Source organism: Streptomyces sp. NPDC088733, assembly GCF_044751185.1.
GTDB lineage: Bacteria > Actinomycetota > Actinomycetes > Streptomycetales > Streptomycetaceae > Actinacidiphila.
This window is the reverse complement of record NZ_JBIVLH010000005.1, coordinates 102,268-124,295: the sequence shown is the minus strand read 5'-3', so window position 1 is coordinate 124,295 and position 22,028 is coordinate 102,268. Positions and strand designations below refer to the sequence as shown.

21 protein-coding genes and 1 riboswitch are annotated in these 22,028 nt (G+C 74.0%); of the genes, 10 read left to right on the top strand and 11 right to left on the bottom strand.

Annotated elements, in window-relative coordinates; all coding sequences use genetic code 11:
* Positions 1-38 precede the first annotated feature (38 nt).
* The 3 genes from ACIP64_RS11325 to mraZ all read right to left on the bottom strand — a co-directional run bounded on the left by ACIP64_RS11325 (position 39) and on the right by mraZ (position 2,116).
* Positions 39-512: a septum formation initiator family protein gene (locus ACIP64_RS11325; RefSeq protein WP_401584112.1), complete on the bottom strand. Its 474-nt coding sequence runs from the start codon at positions 510-512 to the stop codon at positions 39-41.
* Positions 509-1,477, bottom strand: a complete 969-nt coding sequence (gene rsmH / locus ACIP64_RS11320) for a 16S rRNA (cytosine(1402)-N(4))-methyltransferase RsmH (RefSeq protein WP_401584109.1) — start codon at positions 1,475-1,477, stop codon at positions 509-511. Before rsmH ends, ACIP64_RS11325 begins: the two co-directional genes overlap by 4 nt.
* A gap of 207 nt (positions 1,478-1,684) precedes the next feature.
* Positions 1,685-2,116 carry a division/cell wall cluster transcriptional repressor MraZ gene (mraZ, locus tag ACIP64_RS11315; protein WP_401584106.1) on the bottom strand — a complete coding sequence of 144 codons (432 nt, stop codon included), beginning with the start codon at positions 2,114-2,116 and terminating at the stop codon, positions 1,685-1,687.
* A 244-nt stretch (positions 2,117-2,360) separates the two neighbouring features.
* Here mraZ and ACIP64_RS11310 point away from each other — a divergent pair, with 244 nt between their 5' ends.
* The 4 genes from ACIP64_RS11310 to ACIP64_RS11295 all read left to right on the top strand — a co-directional run bounded on the left by ACIP64_RS11310 (position 2,361) and on the right by ACIP64_RS11295 (position 7,853).
* Positions 2,361-2,903 (top strand): carbonic anhydrase, encoded by a 543-nt coding sequence (locus ACIP64_RS11310; protein WP_360911906.1) that lies wholly within the window; start codon positions 2,361-2,363, stop codon positions 2,901-2,903.
* Between the two features lie 109 nt (positions 2,904-3,012).
* A complete protein-coding gene (locus ACIP64_RS11305; protein WP_360911904.1) occupies positions 3,013-3,990 on the top strand; it encodes a MoxR family ATPase in 978 nt (325 codons plus the stop codon).
* A 33-nt stretch (positions 3,991-4,023) separates the two neighbouring features.
* A complete protein-coding gene (locus ACIP64_RS11300) occupies positions 4,024-5,367 on the top strand; it encodes a DUF58 domain-containing protein (protein WP_401584102.1) in 1,344 nt (447 codons plus the stop codon).
* A complete protein-coding gene (locus tag ACIP64_RS11295) occupies positions 5,367-7,853 on the top strand; it encodes a DUF3488 and DUF4129 domain-containing transglutaminase family protein (protein WP_401584099.1) in 2,487 nt (828 codons plus the stop codon). Before ACIP64_RS11300 ends, ACIP64_RS11295 begins: the two co-directional genes overlap by 1 nt.
* A gap of 199 nt (positions 7,854-8,052) precedes the next feature.
* Here ACIP64_RS11295 and ACIP64_RS11290 read toward each other — a convergent pair whose 3' ends face one another.
* The 3 genes from ACIP64_RS11290 to ACIP64_RS11280 form a co-directional block, all read right to left on the bottom strand.
* Positions 8,053-8,460, bottom strand: coding sequence for a DUF3040 domain-containing protein (locus ACIP64_RS11290; protein ID WP_389251364.1), 408 nt, complete (start codon positions 8,458-8,460; stop codon positions 8,053-8,055).
* A gap of 235 nt (positions 8,461-8,695) precedes the next feature.
* Positions 8,696-9,466 carry a methyltransferase gene (locus ACIP64_RS11285; protein ID WP_401584096.1) on the bottom strand — a complete coding sequence of 257 codons (771 nt, stop codon included), beginning with the start codon at positions 9,464-9,466 and terminating at the stop codon, positions 8,696-8,698.
* Between the two features lie 87 nt (positions 9,467-9,553).
* The gene (locus ACIP64_RS11280) at positions 9,554-10,042 is read right to left on the bottom strand and encodes an SAV_6107 family HEPN domain-containing protein (protein ID WP_401584094.1); all 489 of its coding nucleotides are present in this window, start codon (positions 10,040-10,042) and stop codon (positions 9,554-9,556) included.
* Positions 10,043-10,220: 178 nt separating this feature from the next.
* Here ACIP64_RS11280 and ACIP64_RS11275 point away from each other — a divergent pair, with 178 nt between their 5' ends.
* The 5 genes from ACIP64_RS11275 (at position 10,221) to ACIP64_RS11255 (ending at position 16,158) form a co-directional block, all read left to right on the top strand.
* Positions 10,221-11,018, top strand: coding sequence for an ATP-binding cassette domain-containing protein (locus ACIP64_RS11275; protein WP_401584092.1), 798 nt, complete (start codon positions 10,221-10,223; stop codon positions 11,016-11,018).
* On the top strand, positions 10,990-13,104 hold the full coding sequence (locus ACIP64_RS11270) for a YhgE/Pip family protein (RefSeq protein WP_401584089.1): 2,115 nt from the start codon (positions 10,990-10,992) through the stop codon (positions 13,102-13,104). The genes ACIP64_RS11275 and ACIP64_RS11270 overlap by 29 nt, the downstream gene beginning before the upstream one ends.
* Positions 13,105-13,138: 34 nt before the next feature.
* Positions 13,139-13,750 carry a TetR/AcrR family transcriptional regulator gene (locus ACIP64_RS11265; RefSeq protein WP_401584087.1) on the top strand — a complete coding sequence of 204 codons (612 nt, stop codon included), beginning with the start codon at positions 13,139-13,141 and terminating at the stop codon, positions 13,748-13,750.
* Positions 13,751-14,030: 280 nt separating this feature from the next.
* Entirely contained in the window at positions 14,031-14,645 is a 615-nt protein-coding gene (locus ACIP64_RS11260) for a DUF4126 domain-containing protein (RefSeq protein WP_401584084.1), read from the top strand.
* 10 nt (positions 14,646-14,655) lie between these two features.
* Positions 14,656-16,158, top strand: coding sequence for a phytoene desaturase family protein (locus ACIP64_RS11255; RefSeq protein ID WP_401584082.1), 1,503 nt, complete (start codon positions 14,656-14,658; stop codon positions 16,156-16,158).
* Positions 16,159-16,165: 7 nt separating this feature from the next.
* On the opposite strand, the gene ACIP64_RS11250 is transcribed toward ACIP64_RS11255, so the two are convergent.
* The 5 genes from ACIP64_RS11250 to ACIP64_RS11230 all read right to left on the bottom strand — a co-directional run bounded on the left by ACIP64_RS11250 (position 16,166) and on the right by ACIP64_RS11230 (position 20,669).
* Positions 16,166-17,188, bottom strand: coding sequence for a hypothetical protein (locus tag ACIP64_RS11250; RefSeq protein WP_401584079.1), 1,023 nt, complete (start codon positions 17,186-17,188; stop codon positions 16,166-16,168).
* Positions 17,189-17,244: 56 nt separating this feature from the next.
* The gene (gene metF / locus ACIP64_RS11245; protein WP_360911353.1) at positions 17,245-18,162 is read right to left on the bottom strand and encodes a methylenetetrahydrofolate reductase [NAD(P)H]; all 918 of its coding nucleotides are present in this window, start codon (positions 18,160-18,162) and stop codon (positions 17,245-17,247) included.
* 90 nt (positions 18,163-18,252) lie between these two features.
* Positions 18,253-18,918 (bottom strand): thiamine phosphate synthase, encoded by a 666-nt coding sequence (thiE, locus tag ACIP64_RS11240; RefSeq protein WP_401584075.1) that lies wholly within the window; start codon positions 18,916-18,918, stop codon positions 18,253-18,255.
* Positions 18,919-18,990: 72 nt separating this feature from the next.
* A complete protein-coding gene (locus ACIP64_RS11235) occupies positions 18,991-19,356 on the bottom strand; it encodes an Rv2175c family DNA-binding protein (RefSeq protein WP_360911357.1) in 366 nt (121 codons plus the stop codon).
* Positions 19,357-19,457: 101 nt separating this feature from the next.
* A complete protein-coding gene (locus ACIP64_RS11230) occupies positions 19,458-20,669 on the bottom strand; it encodes an NAD(P)/FAD-dependent oxidoreductase (RefSeq protein ID WP_401584072.1) in 1,212 nt (403 codons plus the stop codon).
* Between the two features lie 82 nt (positions 20,670-20,751).
* Positions 20,752-20,864, top strand: a riboswitch (TPP riboswitch).
* On the opposite strand from ACIP64_RS11230, the gene thiO reads away from it, so the two are divergent.
* Positions 20,860-22,026 (top strand): glycine oxidase ThiO, encoded by a 1,167-nt coding sequence (gene thiO, locus ACIP64_RS11225; RefSeq protein ID WP_401584070.1) that lies wholly within the window; start codon positions 20,860-20,862, stop codon positions 22,024-22,026. It overlaps the preceding riboswitch by 5 nt.
* Positions 22,027-22,028: the final 2 nt, after the last annotated feature.

Sequence of the window (22,028 nt, the reverse complement as noted above, 5' to 3'; positions counted from 1 at the left end):
CGGCGGGGTGCGCCGGCGTCCCGGTACGGGGGCGGGGGTCACGGCGTCTCCTGAGGGGTGACGGACGGACTGGCGGACGATCCGGCGAACGGGCTCGCGGGCGGGCTGGTGGAGGGCGCCGGGCCCAGCGAGGCCGCGGTGGAACCGCTGGGGGCCACCGTGGCCGGGGCGGTGCTCGGGGACGACGGCGGCGCGGCGGGGTCGTCGCTCGCGTTGCCCGGGTCGCCGAGCACGGAGCCGTCGGGGGCGAGGAAGGCCGGGTTGCCGCCGGGCACCATGCCGAGATCGCGGGCGCGCCGGTCGAGCGCGTCCGGGGCGGAGTACTGGTCGACCTCCTGCTGGAGCTCCTGCTCGTCGTCGGTGTACTGGGTGGTCTCCTTCTGCAGCTCGCTGAGCTTGAAGGAGTCCCGGTTCACCGCGGAGTTGAGCAGCAGCAGGGTGATCAGGCCGCCGCCGAGCAGCAGCACGATCAGCAGGACGAAGGGCGACCGTGCCGCCGTGCGCCGGCTCATGTCCGGGCCTCCCTGATCCGCTGGGCGCCGCGCAGCCGGGCGGGGGCCGCCCGGCGGTTGGCGGCGATCTCGTCCTCCGTGGGCAGTTCGGCGCCGCGTGTGAGCAGCTTCAGCCGGGGCTGGTACTCCTCGGGCACCACGGGCAGCCCGGGGGGCGCGGTGGTGGCCGCACCGGCCGCGAAGACGCCCTTGACCAGGCGGTCCTCCAGCGAGTGGTACGACAGCACGGCGATCCTCCCGCCCACCGCGAGCGCGGCGACCGCGGCCGGGATCGCCCGCTCCAGCACCGTCAGCTCGCCGTTGACCTCGATGCGCAGCGCCTGGAAGGTGCGCTTGGCCGGGTTGCCCCCGGTGCGCTTGGCCGCCTGGGGAAGCGCCTCCCGGATCAGCTCGACAAGCCGGGCGCTGTGGGAGAAGGGGTCGGCGGCCCGCTCCCTGACGACCGCTTCGACGATCTTGCGGGCGAACTTCTCCTCGCCGTACTCGCGCAGGACGCGGACCAGCTCGCCCGGCGGGTAGGTGTTGAGCACCTCGGCGGCGCTGATGCCCCTGCTCTGGTCCATCCGCATGTCCAGGGGCGCGTCCTGGGCGTAGGCGAAGCCGCGGTCGGCCTCGTCGAGCTGCATGGAGGAGACGCCGAGGTCGAACAGGACGCCCTGCACCCGGGGCACTCCGAGCCGGCCCAGCACCTCGGGCAGCTCGTCGTACACGGCGTGCACGAGGGTGGCCCGGTCGCCGTACGGGGCGAGCCGCTCCCCCGCCAGCTTCAGCGCGGCCGGGTCCCGGTCCACGGCGACGAGCCGGGCCTCCGGGAAGCGCCGCAACAGGGCCTCGCTGTGCCCGCCGAGGCCGAGGGTGGCGTCCACGACCACCGCGCCCGGGGCGCCGAGGGCGGGGGCCAGCATGTCCAGGCAGCGGTCCAGCATGACCGGGACGTGGCGTGGCTCGGAGGGGGTGGTGCTCATGGGGCCCTTCTCAAGTACTTCCGGGGACGTACCACTGGGTCCCCGCCCGCTCGTGGACGGACCCCTGGCACCGGGGAAGGAGTGCCGGCGGACCGCGGAGCGGGAGGAGGCCGAGTGTCACGTACGCGTACGTGAGCCATCAGGCTAGATCAGAGGGTGTGCGCGGCTCCTCGGAAGGCTCGGTGCGGGGGTCGGGACGGGGCGGGCTCACAGTAGGCCGGGGGGCACCTCCTGCGACAACGCGGAGAAGGCGTCCTCCTGGGCGGCCAGGTACTCCTCCCAGGCGGTGGCGTCCCACACCTCCACCCGGGTGTTGGCGCCGATGACGGCGCAGTCCCTGCGCAGGCCGGCGTAGTCGCGCAGCGGCTGCGGAAGGGTGATGCGGCCCTGCTTGTCGGGCACCTCGTCGTGGGCCCCGGCGAACAGCACGCGCATGTAGTCCCGGGCCGCCTTCGAAGTGACCGGCACCCTGCCGAGCTCTTCGGTGAAGGCGCGGAAGCCCGCCGCGGGCCAGACGCAGAGGCAGCGCTCCTGCCCCTTGGTGATGACCAGGCCGTCGGCGAACTGCTCGCGGAACTTCGCGGGCAGGACCAGCCGGCTCTTGTCGTCCAGCCGCGGCGCGTACGTCCCGAGGAACATCCGCACCTCCCGCTTGACCGGCCACTGGCTGGCGACCCACTTCGCGCCACTTTACTCCACGGGGCCCCACGGTCAACGAGAAGCCCGCCCCGGCACGGGCGTACAGGGGTGCGGCCGCGACGGAATCACTCGCATGGGCGATCCACGCCGACGCCTGTGGCTTACCTCACACTGCGGGTGTTTGACCGAGTTTTGCCGGACCCGGCAGCGGGTGTGTCGGCCCCGCGCCGTCTACGGTCGTCCCATGTCGACAAACGCGCAGCAGCCCGCCACCGGCGCCGGCACCGCCACCTCCTCCGTCACCGATCGCCTGGTCGAGGCGAACCGCGGCTACGCTGCGCGGTTCACCGACCCCGGGATGGACGCCCGTCCGGTCCTCCAGGTCGCCGTGGTCGCCTGCATGGACGCCCGGATCGACCTGCACGCCGCGCTCGGCCTGGAGCTCGGCGACTGCCACACGATCCGCAACGCGGGCGGCGTGGTCACCGACGACACCATCCGTTCGCTCACCATCAGCCAGCGCGCCCTCGGCACCCGCTCGGTGGTGCTGATCCACCACACCGGCTGCGGCCTGGAGTCGCTCACCGAGGACTTCCGCACGGAGCTGGAGGAAGAGGTGGGCCAGCGCCCGACGTGGGCCGTGGAGGCGTTCCGCGACGTGGACCAGGACGTCCGGCAGTCCATACAGCGTGTGCGGACCTCGCCGTTCCTGGCACATGCGGATGATGTGCGGGGATTTGTCTTCGACGTCCACACCGGCCTGCTCCGGGAAATCACGAACGAGTAACGGAAGCCGAGTGACGCGGAGCATAGTTGAAGGGGAGAATGCTCCTTAAACACGGGGAGGGCCGGTCCAGGGATGACCGCGACCCCAGGAACGGGCCGAGGAGAACCGGGTGACGACCTATGAGTCGCGAGCAAGCCTCAGCGATCTGACCGCCACGGCGGACCGCGTACGACGGTCGGTGGAGAACGTGATCGAGGGCAAGCCCGAGGTCGTACGGACTGCCCTGACGGTGCTGCTCGCCGAGGGACACCTCCTGATCGAGGACGTCCCCGGCGTCGGCAAGACGATGCTCTCCAAGGCGCTGGCCCGGTCGATCGACTGCTCGGTCCGGCGCATCCAGTTCACGCCGGACCTGCTGCCGTCGGACATCACCGGTGTCAGCGTCTTCGACCAGCAGCGCCGCGACTTCGAGTTCAAGCCGGGCGCGATCTTCGCGCAGATCGTCGTGGGCGACGAGATCAACCGCGCGTCGCCCAAGACGCAGTCGGCGCTGCTGGAGTCGATGGAGGAGCGGCAGGTCACCATCGACGGCAGCACGTACCCGCTGCCGAGCCCCTTCATGGTCATCGCCACCCAGAACCCGGTGGAGATGGAGGGAACGTATCCGCTGCCCGAGGCGCAGCGGGACCGCTTCATGGCCCGGGTCTCCATCGGCTACCCGAGCATGGAGGCGGAGCTGGAGATGCTGGACGTGCACGCGGGTGTCAGCCCGCTGGACGACCTCCAGCCGGTGGCCCACGCCCACGAGATCGTCAAGCTGGTCGAGGCCGTGCGCACCGTGCACGTGTCGGCCGCGGTGCGGCACTACGCCGTCTCCCTGGTCGCCGCCACCCGCGACCACCCCGACCTGCGCCTGGGTGCCTCCCCCCGCGCGACGCTGCACCTGGTGCGCGCCGCCCGCGCGGCGGCGGCCCTGGACGGCCGGGACTTCGTCCTGCCCGACGACGTCCAGTCGCTGGCCTCCACGGTCCTGGCGCACCGTCTGCTGCCCACGGCGCAGGCGCAGTTGAACCGGCGCACGCCGGAACAGGTCGTCGCCGAGATCGTGCAGCGCACCCCGGTCCCCGACCCGTACGGCAGCCGATGAATCCGAGACAGGGCGGGGCGCAGGAGGCATCACGTGACCGAGCGTGAAGGCGGCCTCCGCGCCGCCCTGGGCGGTCTCACGACCCGCGGCCGCTCCTTCCTCGCGGCGGGCGTGGCCGCCGCGGTCTGCGCGTTCGTGCTCGGCCAGACCGACCTGCTGCGCGTCGGGCTGCTGCTGGCCGTACTGCCGCTGCTGTGCGTGGCCGTGCTCCACCGGACGCGGTACCGCGTCGCGGGCAGCCGCCGGCTGACGCCGTCGCGGGTGCCGGCGATGTCCGAGGCCCGGGTCCACCTGCGGATGGACAACGTGTCGCGGCTGCCCACCGGGCTGCTGATGCTCCAGGACCGGGTGCCGTACGTGCTGGGGCCCCGGCCGCGGTTCGTGCTGGACCGCGTGGAGCCCGGCGGCCACCGGGAGGTCTCCTACCGGGTCCGCTCCGACCTGCGGGGCCGCTACCCGCTGGGGCCGTTGCAGCTGCGGCTGACGGACCCCTTCGGCATGTGCGAGCTGACCCGGTCCTTCAGCGCGCAGGACACCCTGACGGTGGTGCCCCGGGTCGAGCCGCTGCCCGCGGTCAAGCTCAAGGGCGACTCCTCCGGCTACGGCGAGAGCCGCACCCGGGCACTGGCGCTGGCCGGCGAGGACGACGTGATCCCGCGCGGCTACCGCCACGGGGACGACCTGCGCCGCGTGCACTGGCGCTCCACCGCCAAGTACGGCGAGCTCATGGTGCGCCGCGAGGAGCAGCCGCACCGGGCCCACTGCACCGTCCTGCTGGACACCCGGGCAGTGGCCTACTTCGGTGCCGGGCCCGACTCGGCCTTCGAGTGGGCGGTCTCCGGAGCCGCGTCCGTCGCGGTGCACATGCTGGAGCGGGGCTACACGGTACGGCTGCTGACCGACAACGGCAGCACCGTGCCCGGGCACGAGGGCTTCGGCGCGGACACCTCGGACGCCGCCGGGATACTGCTCGACACACTGGCCGTGATCGACCACTCCGACGGCGCCGGGCTGTCGCGCGCGCTCGACGTGCTGCGGACCGGCAGCGAGGGGCTGCTCGTGGCCTTCTTCGGCGACCTGGACGAGGAGCAGGCCGCGATGGCCGCCCGGATGCGCCAGCGGGCCGGCGGCGCCGTCGCCTTCCTGATGAGCCGCGAGGCCTGGGGCGGGGCGGACACCGGCGAGACGTACCACGGCACGGACCTGCCGGACCTGCCGGCGGGGGCGGTGAGCGACCGGGACGGCACCGCGCGCAGCGTGCGGCTGCTGCACGAGGCCGGCTGGACGGTGCTGCCGGTCTCCCACGGCGACGGTCTGGCGGAGCTGTGGCAGCGCGCCGACCGGCGCCGCGCCCAGGAGGAGGCGGGAACCCGATGATGAGCGGACGCGGACGGATCGCGGCGTTCGCGGCGCTGGCGACGATCCTGACCTCCTTCGCGCTGACGCCCCTGGCGACACCGAGCTCGTGGGTCGTCCAGGCCATGGCCCTGGTCCTGCTGCAGACCGGCGTCGGCGCCGCGGCCCGGCGGGTGCCGCTGGCCAGGCCGCTGACGATCGCGGCGCAGGGCATCGTGTCGCTGCTGGCGCTCACCCTGATCTTCGTCCACGACCAGGCCGTGCTCGGGGTGTTCCCCGGGCCCCCGGCCTTCACCGAGTTCGGACGGCTGCTGACGGCGGGCGTGCAGGACGTGGGCCAGTTCGCCATCCCGGCGCCGGTCACCGAGGGCATCCGCCTGCTGCTGGTGGGCGGCGTCCTGGTGATCGGGCTGGTCGTGGACGCGCTGGCGGTCACCTACGGCAGCGCGGCCCCGGCGGGACTGCCGCTGCTGGCGCTGTACTCGGTCGCGGCCGGGCTGTCCGGGGGCGCGAGCAAGTGGTGGCTCTTCCTGCTCGCCGGCGTGGGCTATCTGCTGCTCCTGCTCGCCGAGGGCCGGGACCGGCTCGCGCGCTGGGGCAGGATCTTCGGCGGGCCGGGCGGCGCGGCGCGCGGCGGGGGCGGCCCCGCGGCGGTATCGGGCGGCGGTGCGGTGGCGCCGGTGCGCACCGGGCACCGCATCGGGGCGGTCGCGCTGGGCGTGGCACTCCTGGCGGGCCTGGCCCCCGGGCTGGGCGGCGGACTGCTCCAGGCGACGGGCGCGGGCCAGGGCGGCGGGGGCGGTGGCGGGACCATCGCTGCGGTCAACCCGGTGGTCGCCCTCCAGGACAACCTGAACCAGCCCCAGGACCGGGAGGTGCTCCGCTACCGCACCAACAGCCAGTCGACCGGCGACATGTATCTGCGGATCGTGTCCCTCGACCGGTTCACGGGCGACAAGTGGGAGCCCTCGCAACGCGCCCTCACCGACGTGCCCAAGGTGCTGCCCGCCCCGCAGGGCCTCGGTCCGCAGACAGCGACCTCCCTGACCGAGACCTCGATCGTCGCGGACCGCGGCTATGTGCAGATGTGGCTGCCGATGCCGTACCCCGCCCAGCAGGTGCACGTCGACGGCCGCTGGCGGTACGAGCCCGAGGGCCGGACCATCATCGGCGACCGCGGGCAGAACACCTCAGGTGCCAGCTACCAGGTCACCAGCCTGCGGCTGCAGCCGACGGCCCAGCAGCTGGCCGCCGCCCCGCCGGCCCCGGCGAAGCTGCGCGCGGAGTACACCAAGGTGCCGGACTCGCTGCCGGAGGAGGTCAACCGCACCGCGCTGGACATCACCAAGGACGCCACCAACGACTACGAGCGGGCCGTGGCGCTGCAACGCTGGTTCACCTCGGGCGCCTTCACGTACGACACGTCAGTGCGCTCCGGCACGGGTGTGCAGGCGATCACGCGCTTCCTGAAGAACAAGGAAGGCTTCTGCATCCACTTCGCCTTCACCATGGCGGCGATGTCCCGGACGCTCGGCATCCCGGCCCGGGTGGCCGTCGGCTTCACCCCGGGCACGCCCCAGTCCGACGGCACGTACTCGGTGGGGCTGAAGGACGCGCACGCCTGGCCCGAGCTGTACTTCGAGGGCATCGGGTGGACCCGCTTCGAGCCCACCCCGACCCGGGGCACCACCCCGGACTACACCGCGCAGACCACGGCCCCGGACCCGGCGGGCGCCGGCACCGACACCCCCCAGCAGGACCCGACGGTCGCGCCGGAGCACGGCCCGACCGCCACGCCGACCTGCGCGGCCAAGGACATCCAGCTCGGCGACTGCGACCCGCTGGCCGGGTCCGCCGACAGCGCTCCCCCGGCAGGCGGTTTCTGGCAGGGCGTGCGGGACCTGCTGGGCAGTGTGTGGTTCTGGGTCGCGAGCGTGCTCGTGCTGCTGGTCCTCGTGCTCCTCGTGCCGCTGCTGTGGCGGCACCGGGTGCGGGCACGGCGGCTGTCCGGCCGGCACGACCCGGCGGCCGAGGAGGCGTGGCTGCGGCTGACCGGGCGGGACCTCGCCGAGCCGGGCGCCCGTGAGGGGGCACGCACGCTGGCGGTGTGGCAGGAGCTCGTCGACACGGCCTGGGACCACGGCCTGCGGCCCAACGAGTCCGAGACACCGCGCGCCGTGGTGGCCCGGCTCGTCCGGGACGGCGGGCTGGAGGGCCCCTCGCAGGAGGCGGCCCGGCGGCTCGGTGACGCCGTGGAGCAGGCGCTGTTCTCGCCGCGGCCGACCTCGGCCCTGGGCAGCGCGGCCGATGTGCGCCTGGTGGCGGACGGCCTGCGGCGCTCGGCGGACGGCACCGGCCGGCTGCGGGCGCTGCTGCTGCCGCGCTCGTCGGTCCGTCTCCTGTGGCGGATCAGCGAGGCCTGGACGGACCGGACCACCCGGGCCTCCGACCGCTTCCGGAGCGCCGGTGACCTGATGCGCCGACCGCTGCGGCGCGGCGCTTCCTAGCCCGCGTACGGAAGGGGGGCGGCATTCCCGACGGGGAATGCCGCCCCCTTTTTCCGTTACCGGCCCTCCACGGCGGGTGAGCGGCCGCGGGGGCTTGCTGTGGTGCCGGCCCGGGGACGCGAATGGGGGCGGGTCCCGGTCGGGATCCCGCCCCCATGGGCGAAGTCAGTGGAAGGCGCTGGGTCGGTCGGGCCGTGCTTCACTGGCCTTGTTCGTCGCGGCGGCGCTGCCACCGCTCCTCGATACGGTCCATCATTCCGCGGCGCGACTGGCGTCGCGCGCGGCCCGGGTTGCCCGGATGGGAGTGTCCAGCGGGCGCCGCAGTGGAGCCCGGCCGTGCGGCGCGACGCCAGCCGGTGACGGCGAGGACGGCGCAGCCGAGCATGACCAGGAATCCCACGACACTGATCCAGGGCTGCTGGGCGATCATGCCGGCCATCAGCAGTCCGATGCCCACCAGGAAGCCCGCCACAGCCAGGTAGACCCGCCGCCTGGTGTAGGTGCGCAGCCCGCTTCCCTCAAGCGCCGACGCGAACTTGGGATCTTCGGCGTACAGCGCTCGCTCCATTTGCTCGAGCATGCGCTGCTCGTGCTCCGAGAGCGGCACGGAGTCCTCCTACTCGTCGGTCGCGGGGGAGCGACCGTTACGACCCTTCCAGGATAGGCAGGGAATCGCCCCCGTGAAACCCGCCCCACTGCGCCAATCCGACGGGGGAGGTTTTCCCCGTCGAACGCCACGTCATGCCAGCATACGGCCCGGAACCGCTTCTCGGGGGGCGTGTGACGGACTCCTCCCGCTGAGTGACCGGAAGGTGTAAGGGGCCCCGGGCCGGGGGACGGTGTCAGCCGCGCTCGGCCAGCACGTGCAACTGGGTGGCCACCGCGTGGAACGCGGGTTGCTCCGCGGCGGCGAGTTCCAGTCGCAGGAGTGCTTCCTGGGCGCCCGGTTCGGTGTCCACCAGCACGCCGGGGACCAGATCGGCGAAGACCCGCACGCCGTGCACCGCGCCGACCCGCAGGCCCGCGTCGGCGACCAGCGCGGTCAGTTCGCCGGCGGTGAAGCGGCGCGGCACCGGATCGCCCTCGCCCCAGCGGCCGTCGGCGTCGTCGAGGGTGTGCCGGGCCTCGGCGAAGTGACCGGCGATGGCGCGCGCGAGCACGGCCCCGTGGCGGCCGGCGGCGAGCAGGCTCAGGGTGCCGGAGGGGCGCAGGCTGCCGACGGCGTTGCGGATGCCCTCGGCGGGATCGTCCACGTACTCCAGTACGCCGTGGCAGAGCACCACGTCCTGGCTGCCGGCGGGCACGACGTCCAGGAGCCCGTGGGCGTCGCCCTGGACACCGTGGACCCGTTCGGTGACACCGGCCTCGGCGGCGCGCCGCTCCAGGGCGAAGAGCGCGTCGGGGCTGGGGTCGACGACGGTGACGCGGTGACCCAGACTGGCCACCGGCACGGCGAAGTTGCCGGTGCCCCCGCCCGTGTCGAGCACGTCGAGGACGTCCCGGCCGGCGGCCTTGGCCTGCCGGTCCAGCGCCTCGCGCAGCACCTCCCAGACCACGGCAGTACGCAGGGCTGCGCGGGGACGCAGCGGTTCGGTCCCTCCTGGACGGGACATGCGGACGGCTCCTCGCGGGCGGTCGGGGCTCGGGACCGGTCGGCCCGGCCTGGCACCCACTCTAGTGGGCCGCGCGAAGCCTCCCGATCAAGCCGGGCGGTCCACCTGCTGCCGCGGCAGGACGGGCTGCAGCGCGAGCAGGCGCTCGACGAGCCGCAGGAACATCCCGGCGGCGCGGACCAGGTCGTCGGCGTCCCTCCGGGTCACGGCCCCCTGTATGCCCGCCTCGGCCAGGGCCCTGCGCCCGGCGCCCGCCTCGAACAGGGCGCCCCACTCGGCCAGTTCGGGCGCGACCTCGGGCAGCACCTCCCACGCGCTGCGGATCCGCTGCCGGCGCCGCTTCGTCGGCTCCGGGCGGCCGTGCACGGCGAGCACGGCGGCCGCGGTGCGCAGTGCGGCCAAATGGGCGGTGGCGTAGCGGTCGTTGGCGGTCTCCAGCGCGGCGGCCTCCTGGAGTCCCCGCGCGGCCTGGGCGAGCAGATCGAGCGCGGCGGCGGGGGCACCCGCCCTGCGCAGAACGGGATGGACGTCGGTGGCACCGCCGCCGGCGGCGGTCCTGCGAGCTGGCGCGGTCATCACGTACCTCCTGTCTTCGTACGACGTGTCCGACAGTTCCTGGCCTTCGCAACTCATCGTGAAGCACCCCTCTGACAATCGCCCTGACCTGTGCATTCAATGAGGGCAGGCGGAGTGCGCTACAGTTTTTGCACTGACTGGTCAGTTCAAAAACAGGGACGGGAACGGGGGCGGGCGAGTGATCACCGCGGAGGGGTTCGGGCTCGAGGGGCCCCGGGGCTGGACATTCCGGGATGTCACCTTCACGGCACCGGCGGGCAGTCTGATCGCCGTCGAGGGAGCCTCGGGGACCGGCCGCACCTGTCTGCTGCTCGCGCTGACCGGGCGCATGCGGGCCGGCGAGGGACACGCCGAGGTGGCCGGGCACCGGCTGCCGCGGCAGCTCGCCGCCGTACGCCGGGTCGCCGCCCTCGGCCCCGTCGACGGGGTCTGCGAGCTCGACCCCGCGCTCACCGTGGGCGAGCACCTGCGCGAACGGCAGCTGCTGCAACGGCGCTTCGGCGAGTCGCTGCGCGGCTGGGCGCGGCCCCGCGCGGAGCGGGAGGCGGAGGGACGGCTGCGGGTCGCCGGGGCACTGGAGGCGGCCGGACTGGATCCCGCCGCCCTGCCCAAGGCCGAACGGACCGCCGCCCGCGACCTGGAACGCCTGGAAGCCCTGCGCCTGGGCACCGCGCTCGCGCTCCTCGGCCGCCCCGAGGTCCTGGCCGTCGACGACGTCGACCACAAGCTGGGTCCGGCCGAACGCGACGAGGCATGGGCGATGCTGCGCGGCATCGCCGCGGGCGGCACCACCGTGCTGGCGGTCTGCACGCGGGCGCCCGAGGACGCCCTGGTGGTCCGTCCGCGCCCACCCGTGGCCGCGACCCGCACCGGGAGCGCGGCAAAGGACGACATCGAGACCGGGGCCGGTGGGAACGCCGGCGCCACGAGCGGGAAGGGGGCGGCCCATGCGCACGCCGAGGCTGGCAGCGCTTGAGCTGAGGAGGTTCGGCAGGGGGCGGCTGCCCCGCGCGGCCATGGTGGCGCTGCTGCTCCTGCCGCTGCTCTACGGCGCCTTGTACCTGTGGTCGTTCTGGGACCCGTACGGGCGGCTGGACAGGATCCCCGTCGCCCTGGTGAACGCCGACAAGGGCGCCACCGTGGACGGGCAGCGGCTCGCCGCGGGCGATTCCATCGCCGAAGGGCTGCGCGGCAGCGCCACGTTCGACTGGCACGAGACCAGCGTCGCCGAGGCCGCCCGGGGTGTCGAGGACGGCACCTATTACCTCTCGCTGACCGTCCCGCCGGACTTCAGCTCCCGCATCGGCTCCAGCGCGGGCCGGCGTCCCGAGAGCGGCGCGCTCCAGGTGCGCACGAACGACGCGAACAACTACATCGTCGGCCAGATCTCCCGGACGGTCTTCTCCGAGGTGCGCTCCGCCGCCTCAGCCAAGGCGTCGCGCGGCTTCTACGACAAGATCTTCGTCTCCTTCTCCGACCTCCACGACCGGACGGTGCAGGCCGCGGACGGCGCGGACGACGTCACCAAGGGGGCCGGTTCGGCCCGGACGGGTTCCAAGGAGCTCGGCGACGGCATCAGCAGCGCCGAGGACGGTGCCCGGCGGCTGGCGAACGGACTGCGCGACGCGAAGAAGGGCAGCCACGCCCTCGCCGGCGGACTGGACGCGCTGGACACCGGCGCCGTCCGCGTCGCGGCGGGCACCCAGAGGCTCGCCGACGAGGTCAACGGCGCGTCCGACGAACTCGCCTTCGTCAAGAAGCACGTCAAGGAGATCAACGCGGTGGCGCGGCTGGTCGCACGGGGTTCCCAGGACGCGAAGGACGGTCTGGGCGACCTGCCGGGGCAGGCGCAGCGCGCCGCGAGCGACGCGAAGGCCGCCGCCGCCCAGGTGCACGGCGCCTATGCGCAGCAGTGCCCGCTCGGCGCCGTCACCCCCGAGTGCCGGGCGCTGGACAAGGCCGGGGCCGCCGCGGACGAGGTCGTGCGGGTCGCCGGCCGGCTCGACACCTATGTGCGCACCCACGACGCCCGACTGGACGGACTCCGCGACGACCGGGGCACGCTGCACTCGGTCGCCGCGGACCTGTCCGACCCGCACCTGGGCGACCGCCTGCAAAGTGCCGTCGACAGCGTCAACGAGCTCAACGCCGGCGCCTGGAAGGTCTCCAAGGGCCTGCACACCGCCACGGCGGGCGCCGGGAGCCTCGACAGCGGACTGACCGGGCTGTCCTCCGGCGCGGACGGCCTGGCCGGCGGCATGTACCGGCTGTCGGACGGCAGCAACCGGCTCACCAGCGGCCTGACCCGGCTCACCGACGGCAGCGGCCGGCTCGCCGACGGCCTCCACGACGGCGCCGCGCGGATCCCCGACTACGGCACCGAGGAGCGCGAGGACCGCACCAAGGTGATGGCCGACCCCGTGCGGCTGGCCTCCGGCGCACTGCACAAGGCGCCCAACTACGGCACCGGTTTCGCCCCGTACTTCATCCCGCTGTCCCTCTGGGTGGGTGCCATGGTCGCCTACATGCTGCTGCCACCGCTGAACAAGCGCGCCATGGCGGCGGGCGCCCCCGCGTGGCGCATCGCGGTGGCGGGCTGGCTGCCGGTCGTCGCCGTCGGCGTCCTCCAGACGCTCGCGCTGATGGCCGTACTGCACTGGGCCGTCGGCCTGCGGATGGCCCGCGCAGGGGGCACGATCGGCTTCCTGGTGCTGGTGACCGCCTGCTTCGGCGCGATCGTGCAGTGGCTCAACGCCCGCTTCGGCCCGGCGGGCCGCGTCCTGGTGCTGGCACTGCTCATGCTCCAGCTGACCTCGGCCGGCGGCACCTACCCCGTGCAGACCAGCCCGGGCTTCTTCAACGCCGTCCACCCGTTCCTGCCGATGAGCTACGTCGTCGAGGGGCTGCGGCACCTCATCACGGGCGGGGGCCTGTGGCCGGTGTGGCGGGCCTGCCTGGTGCTGGCGCTGTTCACCGCGGGCGCGCTGGCGCTCACCGCGTGGTCGGCGCGCCGCAAGCAGGTCTGGACGCCGGCCCGGCTGCACCCGGAGCTGTCCCTGTGACGCCGGGGCTGCGCGGCCGTAGACAATCGACGTCATGAACAGTGCACGACGGCAGGCCACCCGGCAGAAGCTCTTCCAGGCCGCGGTCACCCTCATCGCCGAGCAGGGCTTCTCCGCCACCACGGTGGACGAGATCGCCGATCGCGCCGGCGTGGCCAAGGGCACGGTCTACTACAACTTCGCCAGCAAGAACGAGCTCTTCGAGGAGCTGCTGCGGCACGGCGTCGGTCTGCTGACCACCTCTCTGAAGGAGGCGGGCGAGACCGTGACCGCCCGCGGCGGCACCCAGGTGGACGCGATCGACGCGATGATCCGCGCGGGCCTGGCCTTCATCGCGGAGTACCCGTCCTTCACGCAGCTGTACGTCGCCGAGTTGTGGCGCACCAACCGGGCGTGGCAGGACACGCTCATGGTGCTGCGCAAGGAGGCCGTGGCCGTCGTGGAGCGGACACTCCAGGCGGCCGTCGAGGCGGGCGAGTTGAGCGACGAGATCGACGTGCCGCTGACGGCGGCCGCCCTGTTCGGGATGGTGCTGGTGGCGGCGCTGGACTGGCTGTCGTTCCAGCCGGAGCGGTCGATCGACGACGTGCACGCCGCCCTGTCCCGGCTGCTGCAGGGCCGGGTCGCGGGCCGGGCCCGCACCTAGCGGCGAAGGGGGCGCGCCGCCCCGGTGCGACCCGGTCCCCCGCCGGGTCGTGCCGGGGTGGCGCTCCCCCGTGGTGCCCCCCGTTCCCGTCCGTGCGCCGCGCCGTTCCGCCGCCCCGTGCCGGCGGTCCCGGCGCCTTGCCCGTCCGTTGACACCACCTTGGCGTCCCGGCGGGGTCGCGCTCATCCGCGCAGGTACTCAAGTGCGCGTCTAGGTACGGATACTCACTCGTGGGCGGTACCGCTCAGCGCCCCGCGCGGCTTCGCTAGCATCAGCGCCCATGTCGGTTCTTCCGCTCGTATTCACCAGCGGCTGGGCGAGCGGGATCAACGCCTATGCCGTGGTCTTCCTTCTCGGCCTGATGGGCGCCACCGGGATCAGCGACGAGGTGCCCCCGGCACTGGAGCGCACGGATGTGCTGGTCGTGGCCGGCGTGCTCTTCCTGTGCGAGGCGGTGGCGGACAAGATCCCCTACGTCGACACCGCGTGGGACGCCGTCCACACGGCGATCCGGCCGGTCGCGGGCGCCGTCGTGGCCGCTCTGCTGGCGGGGCAGAACGGCTCGCTGCCCGAGCTGGCGGCCGGGGCGGTCGGCGGCACGACGGCCCTGGTCAGCCATCTGGTCAAGGCCGGAGTGCGGTTGGGGGTCAACACCTCGCCTGAGCCCGCGAGCAACATCGTGGTCAGTCTCGCGGAGGACGTCGGCGTCTCCGGGGTCATCGTGCTCGCGCTGTTCCACCCGGTCGCGGCGGCGGTCGTCGCGGCGACGCTGCTCGCGGTCGGCGTCACGACGGTGTTCTTCGTGATGTCCCGGATCCGCCGCTCCTGGCGGCGCTGGAGGGAGCGGCGCCGTCAGCGCCGGTCCGGCCAAGGGACTGTCAGCGGCTGGGGATAGGGTCCTGGACATGGCACGGATTGCGGTGATCGGCGCGGGTATGGGCGCCATGGCGGCGGCCGCCCGGCTCGCCACGGGCGGGCATCGGGTGGCGGTGTACGAGCGCGCGGCGTCGCACGGCGGCGCCGTCCGCCGGTACGAGCGGGACGGCTTCGGTTTCGACACCGGGCCCGGTCTGCTGCATCTCCCCGCGGTCTACCGCGACCTGTTCCTGAAGACCGGCAGGAAGAGCCTGGAGGAGAGCGTCGCGCTGTCCCAGGTGGAGCCCGCCGGCCGCCATCTCTTCGCGGACGGCACGGAGGCCGTCCTGCCCAACGCCTCGCGCGGCGGTGTGGTGGCCGCGCTGGACGCCGCGCTGGGCGAGGGCGCGGGCGAGCGCTGGAGCGAACTGCTGGTGCGCGCCCGCGACGTGTGGGACGCCACCCGCAGGCCGCTGCTGGAGGACGCGCTCGCGGTCGGCCCGGCCGCCCTCGGCCGTGACCCGTACCCGGCGGCGCCGGTCCGCCGCGGCCTGTTCCGGCGGGGCGCGCCGACGCTGGCCGAGACCGCCGCCCGCGAACTGCGCGACCCGCGCCTCGCCGCCCTGCTCGGCTCCTACGCCCTGGCCCACGGCTTCGACCCGCGCACGGCCCCGGCGAGCGCCGCCGTGCTGCCGTACATCGAGCAGACCTTCGGCTCCTGGTACGTGCGCGGCGGGATGCGTGCGCTGGCGGACGCCGTGTACGAGCGGTGCCGGAAACGGCGGGTGGAGTTCCACTTCGGCACGGGCGTCGCGGCGGTCGTGGAGAAGGACGGCCGCGCCGCGGGACTCGAACTCGCCGACGGCACAAGGGTGGAGGCCGACCAGGTCGTCGCGGGCGTCGCGCCCCGGGTGCTGTCGGCACTGCTGCCCGGCTCCGGGGAAGCCGTCCCGCCCGGCCTGGACGGCGAGGGCCCCGGCCGGCTGACGGTGTGCCTGGCGCTGCGCGGTGCGCGGCCCGGCGGCACCGCACACCGCACGGTCGTCCACGCCCCCGACCAGGCGGCGGAGGCGGCGGCCCTGGCACGCGGCGAGCTGTACGAGCGGATGACCGTCACGGTGCTGCGGCCCGACGACGACACCCTGCGCCCCGACGACGCGTCGGAGGCGGTCACCGTCAGCGCGACCGTGCCCCCGCAGGGCGGCGCCGGCGGGCAGGACTGGAACGCCCCCGGCCTCGACGACCGGTACGCCGACGCGGTGCTGTCGGCGGCCGCGGCCGCCCTGCCGGACCTCGCGGACCGCCTGCTGTGGCGCCGGGTGCACACCCCGGCGGACACCGAGCGGGAAACGGGGCTCCCGGGCGGCCGGATCCCCCGTCCCGCCCTGGCCGGCGCCGACGGGGCGCACCTGCACCCCGACAACCGCACTCCGGTGCCCGGACTGCACGTCGTCGGTGGCTGGTCCCACCCCGGGGGCGGGCTCGCGCACACGGGCATGTCCGGGGCCATCACCGCCGACCTGATCGCGGGCGGCCCCGGCGGCAGCCGCTGAGGCCCCGCTAGTTGTAGCGGTAGGGGTCGTACGGGTCGTACTGCCCCTGGCCCGGCTGGCCCTGCTGCTCGTGCGGCTGCTGCTGTTGCTGTTGCTGTTGCTGCTGGTCGTAGGAGTTCTGCTGCTGCGGGATGTACGGCTGCTGCTCGGCGCCCTGCTGCGGCACCCAGACACCGCCCGCGGGCGTGTCGTAGCCGTACCCCTGCTGCTGCCCGCCGGCGCCCTGACCCTGCTGGTACGGGTCCTGGTAGCCGCCGTAGGTCCCGTACGCCTGCTGGGTCTCCCAGCCGCCGGTCTGCTGCGGCTGCCCGTAGGCGTCGTACGAGGCCGCAGCGGGCTGCTGCTGCGCCCCGTTGTTCCAGTCGCCGTAGCCGGTGGTGCCGTAGCCCTCGTAGCCGCCGCCGTTGTACGGATCGGCGGCGGTGTACCCGGGCTGCGGCTGCGCGTTGTACGCCGGGTACTCGCCGCTGTCCTCGTGCAGCGGCATCGGCTGGTAGACCTGCGTGGAGTCCATGCCCTGCGCGCCCGGGACGCCCTGTGCACCCTGCTGCGGGCCCGCGTAGACGTCGTACGACTGCCCGGCGGCCGCGCCGTCCGGGACACCGGCGCCGGGGTCCCCGGCCGGATCCTGGGTCACCGGCTCGGCGGTGTAGCCGTCGTGGCCCTCCGCGGCCTCGCCGCGCGCGCCCCGGCCGCGGCGTCCGCGGCGCGAGGCCGGCGCGGGCTCGTCGTCATCGTCGCCGTCGTCGGCGCCGCCGCCGTCGCGGTCGCCCTTGGGGACGTTGAGGGCCCATCCCTCGACGAAGCCCCGCCGGTAGGAGAGCGTGACGAAGGTCTGACCGGCGCCGAAGGCGAGCGCACCCAGGACGATCACGACGACGGACGGCAGGTAGACGCCGAGGACGACGCCCATGAATCCCGCGAAGGCGAGCAGTCGCCACCTGAGCCGGGCCTTGTACTGGAGCAGCACTTCGCCGAGCAGCCACAGCGCGACCACGCCGAAGGCGATGTAGAGCACTGTGTAGGCCATGAGAGCACTTCCTCACCGTTCACCGTCGTCGGCCCACCGGGGCGGCGGCTCCGCCCTCACGACCTCTGGTGCAGTCCCAGATTCTCGTAGATTTCCAACGACGCCGTGGAGTGATTAAGGGTAATGAAGTGCAGCCCGGGAATGTCCTCGGCCATCAGCCGCCGGCACATCTCCGTCGCGTACTCGACCCCGATCGCCCGCACCGCGGCCGGATCGTCCTTGACCGCGAGGATACGGTCCGCGAGCTCCGGCGGGAAAGGCGCGTTGCCCAGCTGCGCGAAGCGCTCGATCTGGCGCACGTTCGTGACCGGCATGATCTCCGGAATGATGGGCGTCTCGCAACCGCCCTTACCGACCCGGTCACGCAGCCGCAGGTAGTCCTCCGCGTCGAAGAACATCTGGGTGATGGCGTAGTCGGCGCCGGCACGGCACTTGGCGATGAAGTGACGCGTATCACTCTCCCAGTCGGTCGAGCGCGGGTGCATCTCCGTGAAGGCCGCGACGCCGACGCAGAAGTCGCCCGACTCCTTGATGAGCCGGACGAGTTCGTAGGCGTAGTCCACACCCTCGGGGTGCCGCTGCCACTCCCCCATCGGGTCGCCGGGCGGGTCGCCGCGCAGCGCGAGCATGTTGCGGATCCCGGCGTCGGCGTACTGGCCGATGATGTTGCGCAGCTCGGCGACGGAGTGGTCGACCGCGGTCAGGTGCGCCACGGGCGTGAGGGTGGTGTCGGAGGCGATGCGCTCGGTCGCCCGGACGGTGCCGGACCGCGAGGTGCCGCCCGCGCCATAGGTGACGGAGACGAAGGTGGGGCCGACCGCCTCGATGCGGCGGATGGCGTCCCAGAGCGTCCGTTCGCCCTTCTCGGTCCTCGGTGCCATGAACTCGAAGGAGTACGAGCGCTGTCCCGAGGCCAGCAGCTCGCGAATGGTGACCGCGTGATCGGTCCTGGTGGAGGCGGTTCCGAGGGCCATGCGCCTCAGGCTAGCCGCGGGGGGCGGGGCGCCCCAACAGGACGCGGGGAAATGTTCACTCCCTGGACAGGCCGGACGCGGCCGGTCCGCTCAGCCGGTGTACGAGCGCACGCGCTTGGCCAGCTCCGCGGCGGCCGCGCCGGGGTCCTCGGCCTCGGTGACGGCACGGACGACGACGATCCGCCGGGCGCCGGCGTCCAGCACCTGCTCGACGTTGTCCAGGTCGATGCCGCCGATCGCGAACCACGGCCGGTCCGTGCCGAGCCCCGCCGCGTACCGGACGAGGCCGAGCCCCGGCGCGGGGCGGCCCGGCTTGGTCGGGGTGGGCCACACGGGCCCGGTGCAGAAGTAGTCCGCACCGGGCTCCACGGCGGCCGCGGCCGCCTCGGACTCGGAGTGGCACGACCGACCGACGAACGGGGAGCCGGCGCCGGAGCCGAGGATCGCCCGCGCGGCCCGGACCGGCAGGTCGCCCTGCCCCAGGTGCAGGACGTCGGCACCGGCCGCGTGGGCGACGTCCGCGCGGTCGTTCACCGCCAGGAGCGCACCGTGCCGCCGGCACGCGTCACCGAGGACCGCGAGGTACTCCAGCTCCTCGCGGGCCTCGATGCCCTTGTCGCGCAGCTGCACGATGTCGACCCCGGAGGCCAGCACGGTGTCCGCGAACGCCGCGAACTCCCCGATGCCGCCCTGGCGCCGGCGGGCGTCGGTGCACAGGTAGAGCCGGGCGTCGGCGAGGCGCGCGTGGACGGTCATGCGGTGGGTCCCCCTCGGGTGCGGTGCGTGCGGTCGGTACGAACGCGGTGGTGTCCGGGGTGTCCGGGCAGGTCAGACGGCCAGCGCCTGGGCCCGGCGCTTCACCTCGGTCCCGCGGTTCTCGCGCAGCGCCTGCACCGGGGTGCCGGGCAGGCTCTCGTCCGGGGTGAACAGCCACTCCAGGGCTTCCTCGTCGCTGAACCCGTCGTCCTTGAGCAGGTTCAGCGTGCCGGTGAGGCCCTTCACGATCTTCCCGTCGCCGATGAAGTCGGCGGGGACCATGAGCACCCTGTTCTCCCCGCGGCGCACCGCGATGAGCAGCCCTTCCTTGATCATCTGGCGGACCCGGGTCACCTCCACGTCGAACTGCTCGGCGATGTCGGGGACGGTCAGCCAGGAGGGTACGAGGGCATCAATCTTTGCGTCGATCTCGGTCACAGGACAAGCGTGCCATCCCGGACCCGTACCGCGGTACTCGTGGCGTCCACCAGGGGCATGCGGGGCCCCCGGCGGCAGGCCGGGCCGGCTGTCCGAACCGGTCAGAGGACGGCGGCCCGCAGCTGGACGGCGGGGTCGGCGAGCAGGGTCCGGTCGACCCGGGCCTCCCGGGCGATGAGCTTGCGGGCCTGGGCCAGGTCGCGTGGGCGGCCCACCGCGAACAGCGCGACGAGCACGTCGCCGCGCAGCCACAGCACCGACCAGGCGGGGCCGTCCGGGTCGCCCCGCAGCAGCATCTCGTCGGATGCGCCGTGGTAGCCCGCGTACTGCACGAAGCGCCCGAACTGCTCGGACCAGAAGTACGGGACGGGGTCGTAGGCCTCGTCGCCGCCCAGGATGTTGGCGGCCGCGGTGCGGGGCCCCTGGACGGCGTTGTCCCAGTGGTGGATGAGCAGCCGCCGGCCGTACCGGGCGGAGGGGAAGGAGGCGCAGTCCCCGACGGCGTACACGCCGGGCACGGAGGTGCGCAGCCGGTCGTCGACGAGGACCGCCCGGTCCGGGCCGAGGTCGACCCCGGAGCCGGCGAGCCAGTCCGTCGCCGGCCGGGCGCCGATGCCGACGACGACGGCCTCGGCGGCGATCTCGTCGCCGTCGGCGAGCCGGACGAGGCCGGGTTCGACAGCGGCGACCGCGGCGCCCGTGCGCAGTTCGACGCCCGCCTCCGCGTACCAGCCGCGCATCCGGTCGGCGATCCGCTCGGGCAGCACGCCCGCCAGCGGCCGGTCGGCGGCCTCGACGACGGTCACGGCGCAGCCGGCGTTCCGGGCGGCCGTGGCGAACTCGGCGCCGATCCAGCCCGCGCCGACCACGACGACCGTCTTCCGCGCCTCCAGGACCGGGCGCAGCCGGGCGGCGTCGTCCAGGGTGCGCAGCATGTGCACGCCGGGCACCCCCGCGCTGCCGGGCAGCACGATCGGCTCGGCGCCGCTCGCCACGACGAGCGTGTCGTACTCCACCGGGCCTGCGTCGGTGAGCAGTTGGCGCTCGTCCGGGCGCAGCGCGCTCGCGTGCCTGCCGAGCAGCAGCTCGACGCCGATGCCGCCGAAGTCCACCTCCAGCAGCGCGCCCGGGCCCTCGTCGGCGCCGAAGAGGACCCCCTTGGACAGCGGCGGCCGGTCGTACGGGGGATGCCGCTCCGCGCCGAGCAGCGTGATCGTGCCGCCCCACCCCTGCTCGCGCAGGGACACGGCGGTCTGCACCCCGGCCATCCCGGCCCCGACGACGACGGCTCGCTGCTCGCTGCTGCTGGTCACGCTGATCACCGTAACCCCGGGTGGCGCGCGCTCCGGTAGCGGCGCCCTACTCGCCCTCAGGAGTGCGTACTAAAGTGGCGCTCGAAGCACTCGCGGGAGCCCGGCGCACCGGGCTGAGAGGGCGGCTGGCCGGCCGCCGACCGTACGAACCTGATCCGGGTCATGCCGGCGAAGGGAGGAGCGGAACACCGTGCAACGTCATGACGCGTCCCACCCGGCCGACGCGGTCGTCGTCGGCGGCGGGATCATCGGACTGGTCACCGCCTGGAGGGCGGCCCTGCGCGGACTGCGCACGGTGGTCGCCGATCCCGAGCCGGGCGGCGGCGCCGCCCAGGTGGCCGCGGGGATGCTGGCCCCCGTCACCGAGCTGCAGTACGGCGAGCAGGCCCTGCTCGACCTCAACCTCGCCGCGATCCGCCGCTATCCGGCGTTCGCGGCCGAGCTGGAGGAGACCACGGGCCTGGACCTCGGCTACCGGGCGTGCGGCACGCTCGCCGTCGCCCTGGACGCCGACGACCGGGCGGAGCTGCGCGAACTGCACGCCTTCCAGACCTCCTTGGGACTGAGCGCGGAGTGGCTGAGCGGGCGGGAGTGCCGTCGCCTGGAGCCGATGCTCGCGCCCGGTGTGCGCGGCGGGCTGCGTGTCGACGGCGACCACCAGGTCGATCCGCGGCGGCTGGTGGCGGCGCTGCTGCGGGCCTGCGAACTGTCCGGGGTGGTGTTCCGCCGTGCGGCGGTGGCCGGGGTGGACGTCACGGGCGACCGGGCGCGCGGGGTGGTGCTCGACGACGGAACGGTGCTGGCCGCCGGGCAGACCGTGCTGGCCGCCGGGAGCCGCAGCGGCCTGCTCGGCGGGCTGCCCGAACACCTGCTGCCGCCCGTGCGCCCGGTGAAGGGCCAGGTCCTGCGGCTGCGGGTGCCGGCGGCGTACGCGCCCTTCCTCTCCCGCACGGTGCGGGCCGTGGTGCGCGGCGCGCATGTCTACCTCGTGCCGCGGGAGAACGGCGAGCTGGTCGTCGGCGCCACCAGCGAGGAGATGGGCTGGGACACCACCGTCACGGCCGGCGGCGTGTACGAGCTGCTGCGCGACGCCCACGAGCTGGTGCCGGGCCTCACCGAACTGCCCCTGGTGGAGACGGTCGCGGGACTGCGGCCCGGCTCCCCCGACAACGCCCCGATGCTGGGCCGCACCGCACTGGACGGCCTGCTCGTCGCCACCGGCCACCACCGCAACGGCGTGCTCCTCACCCCGCTCACGGGCGACGTGATGGCGGAGGTGCTGACGGGCGGCGAACCGCCCGAGGTGGCCCGTCCCTTCTCCCCCGGCCGATTCACCCCTCAGGAGCAGTACGCATGACC

Excerpts from the sequence above, each read along its gene's own strand:
- ACIP64_RS11325 (WP_401584112.1), bottom strand. The coding sequence starts at position 512 with ATGAGCCGGCGCACGGCGGCACGGTCGCCCTTCGTCCTGCTGATCGTG.
- rsmH (WP_401584109.1), bottom strand. The coding sequence starts at position 1,477 with ATGAGCACCACCCCCTCCGAGCCACGCCACGTCCCGGTCATGCTGGAC.
- mraZ (WP_401584106.1), bottom strand. The coding sequence starts at position 2,116 with ATGTTCCTCGGGACGTACGCGCCGCGGCTGGACGACAAGAGCCGGCTG.
- ACIP64_RS11310 (WP_360911906.1), top strand. The coding sequence starts at position 2,361 with ATGTCGACAAACGCGCAGCAGCCCGCCACCGGCGCCGGCACCGCCACC.
- ACIP64_RS11295 (WP_401584099.1), top strand. The coding sequence starts at position 5,367 with ATGAGCGGACGCGGACGGATCGCGGCGTTCGCGGCGCTGGCGACGATC.
- ACIP64_RS11285 (WP_401584096.1), bottom strand. The coding sequence starts at position 9,466 with ATGTCCCGTCCAGGAGGGACCGAACCGCTGCGTCCCCGCGCAGCCCTG.
- ACIP64_RS11280 (WP_401584094.1), bottom strand. The coding sequence starts at position 10,042 with ATGACCGCGCCAGCTCGCAGGACCGCCGCCGGCGGCGGTGCCACCGAC.
- ACIP64_RS11270 (WP_401584089.1), top strand. The coding sequence starts at position 10,990 with ATGCGCACGCCGAGGCTGGCAGCGCTTGAGCTGAGGAGGTTCGGCAGG.
- ACIP64_RS11265 (WP_401584087.1), top strand. The coding sequence starts at position 13,139 with ATGAACAGTGCACGACGGCAGGCCACCCGGCAGAAGCTCTTCCAGGCC.
- ACIP64_RS11260 (WP_401584084.1), top strand. The coding sequence starts at position 14,031 with ATGTCGGTTCTTCCGCTCGTATTCACCAGCGGCTGGGCGAGCGGGATC.
- ACIP64_RS11255 (WP_401584082.1), top strand. The coding sequence starts at position 14,656 with ATGGCACGGATTGCGGTGATCGGCGCGGGTATGGGCGCCATGGCGGCG.
- ACIP64_RS11250 (WP_401584079.1), bottom strand. The coding sequence starts at position 17,188 with ATGGCCTACACAGTGCTCTACATCGCCTTCGGCGTGGTCGCGCTGTGG.
- metF (WP_360911353.1), bottom strand. The coding sequence starts at position 18,162 with ATGGCCCTCGGAACCGCCTCCACCAGGACCGATCACGCGGTCACCATT.
- thiE (WP_401584075.1), bottom strand. The coding sequence starts at position 18,918 with ATGACCGTCCACGCGCGCCTCGCCGACGCCCGGCTCTACCTGTGCACC.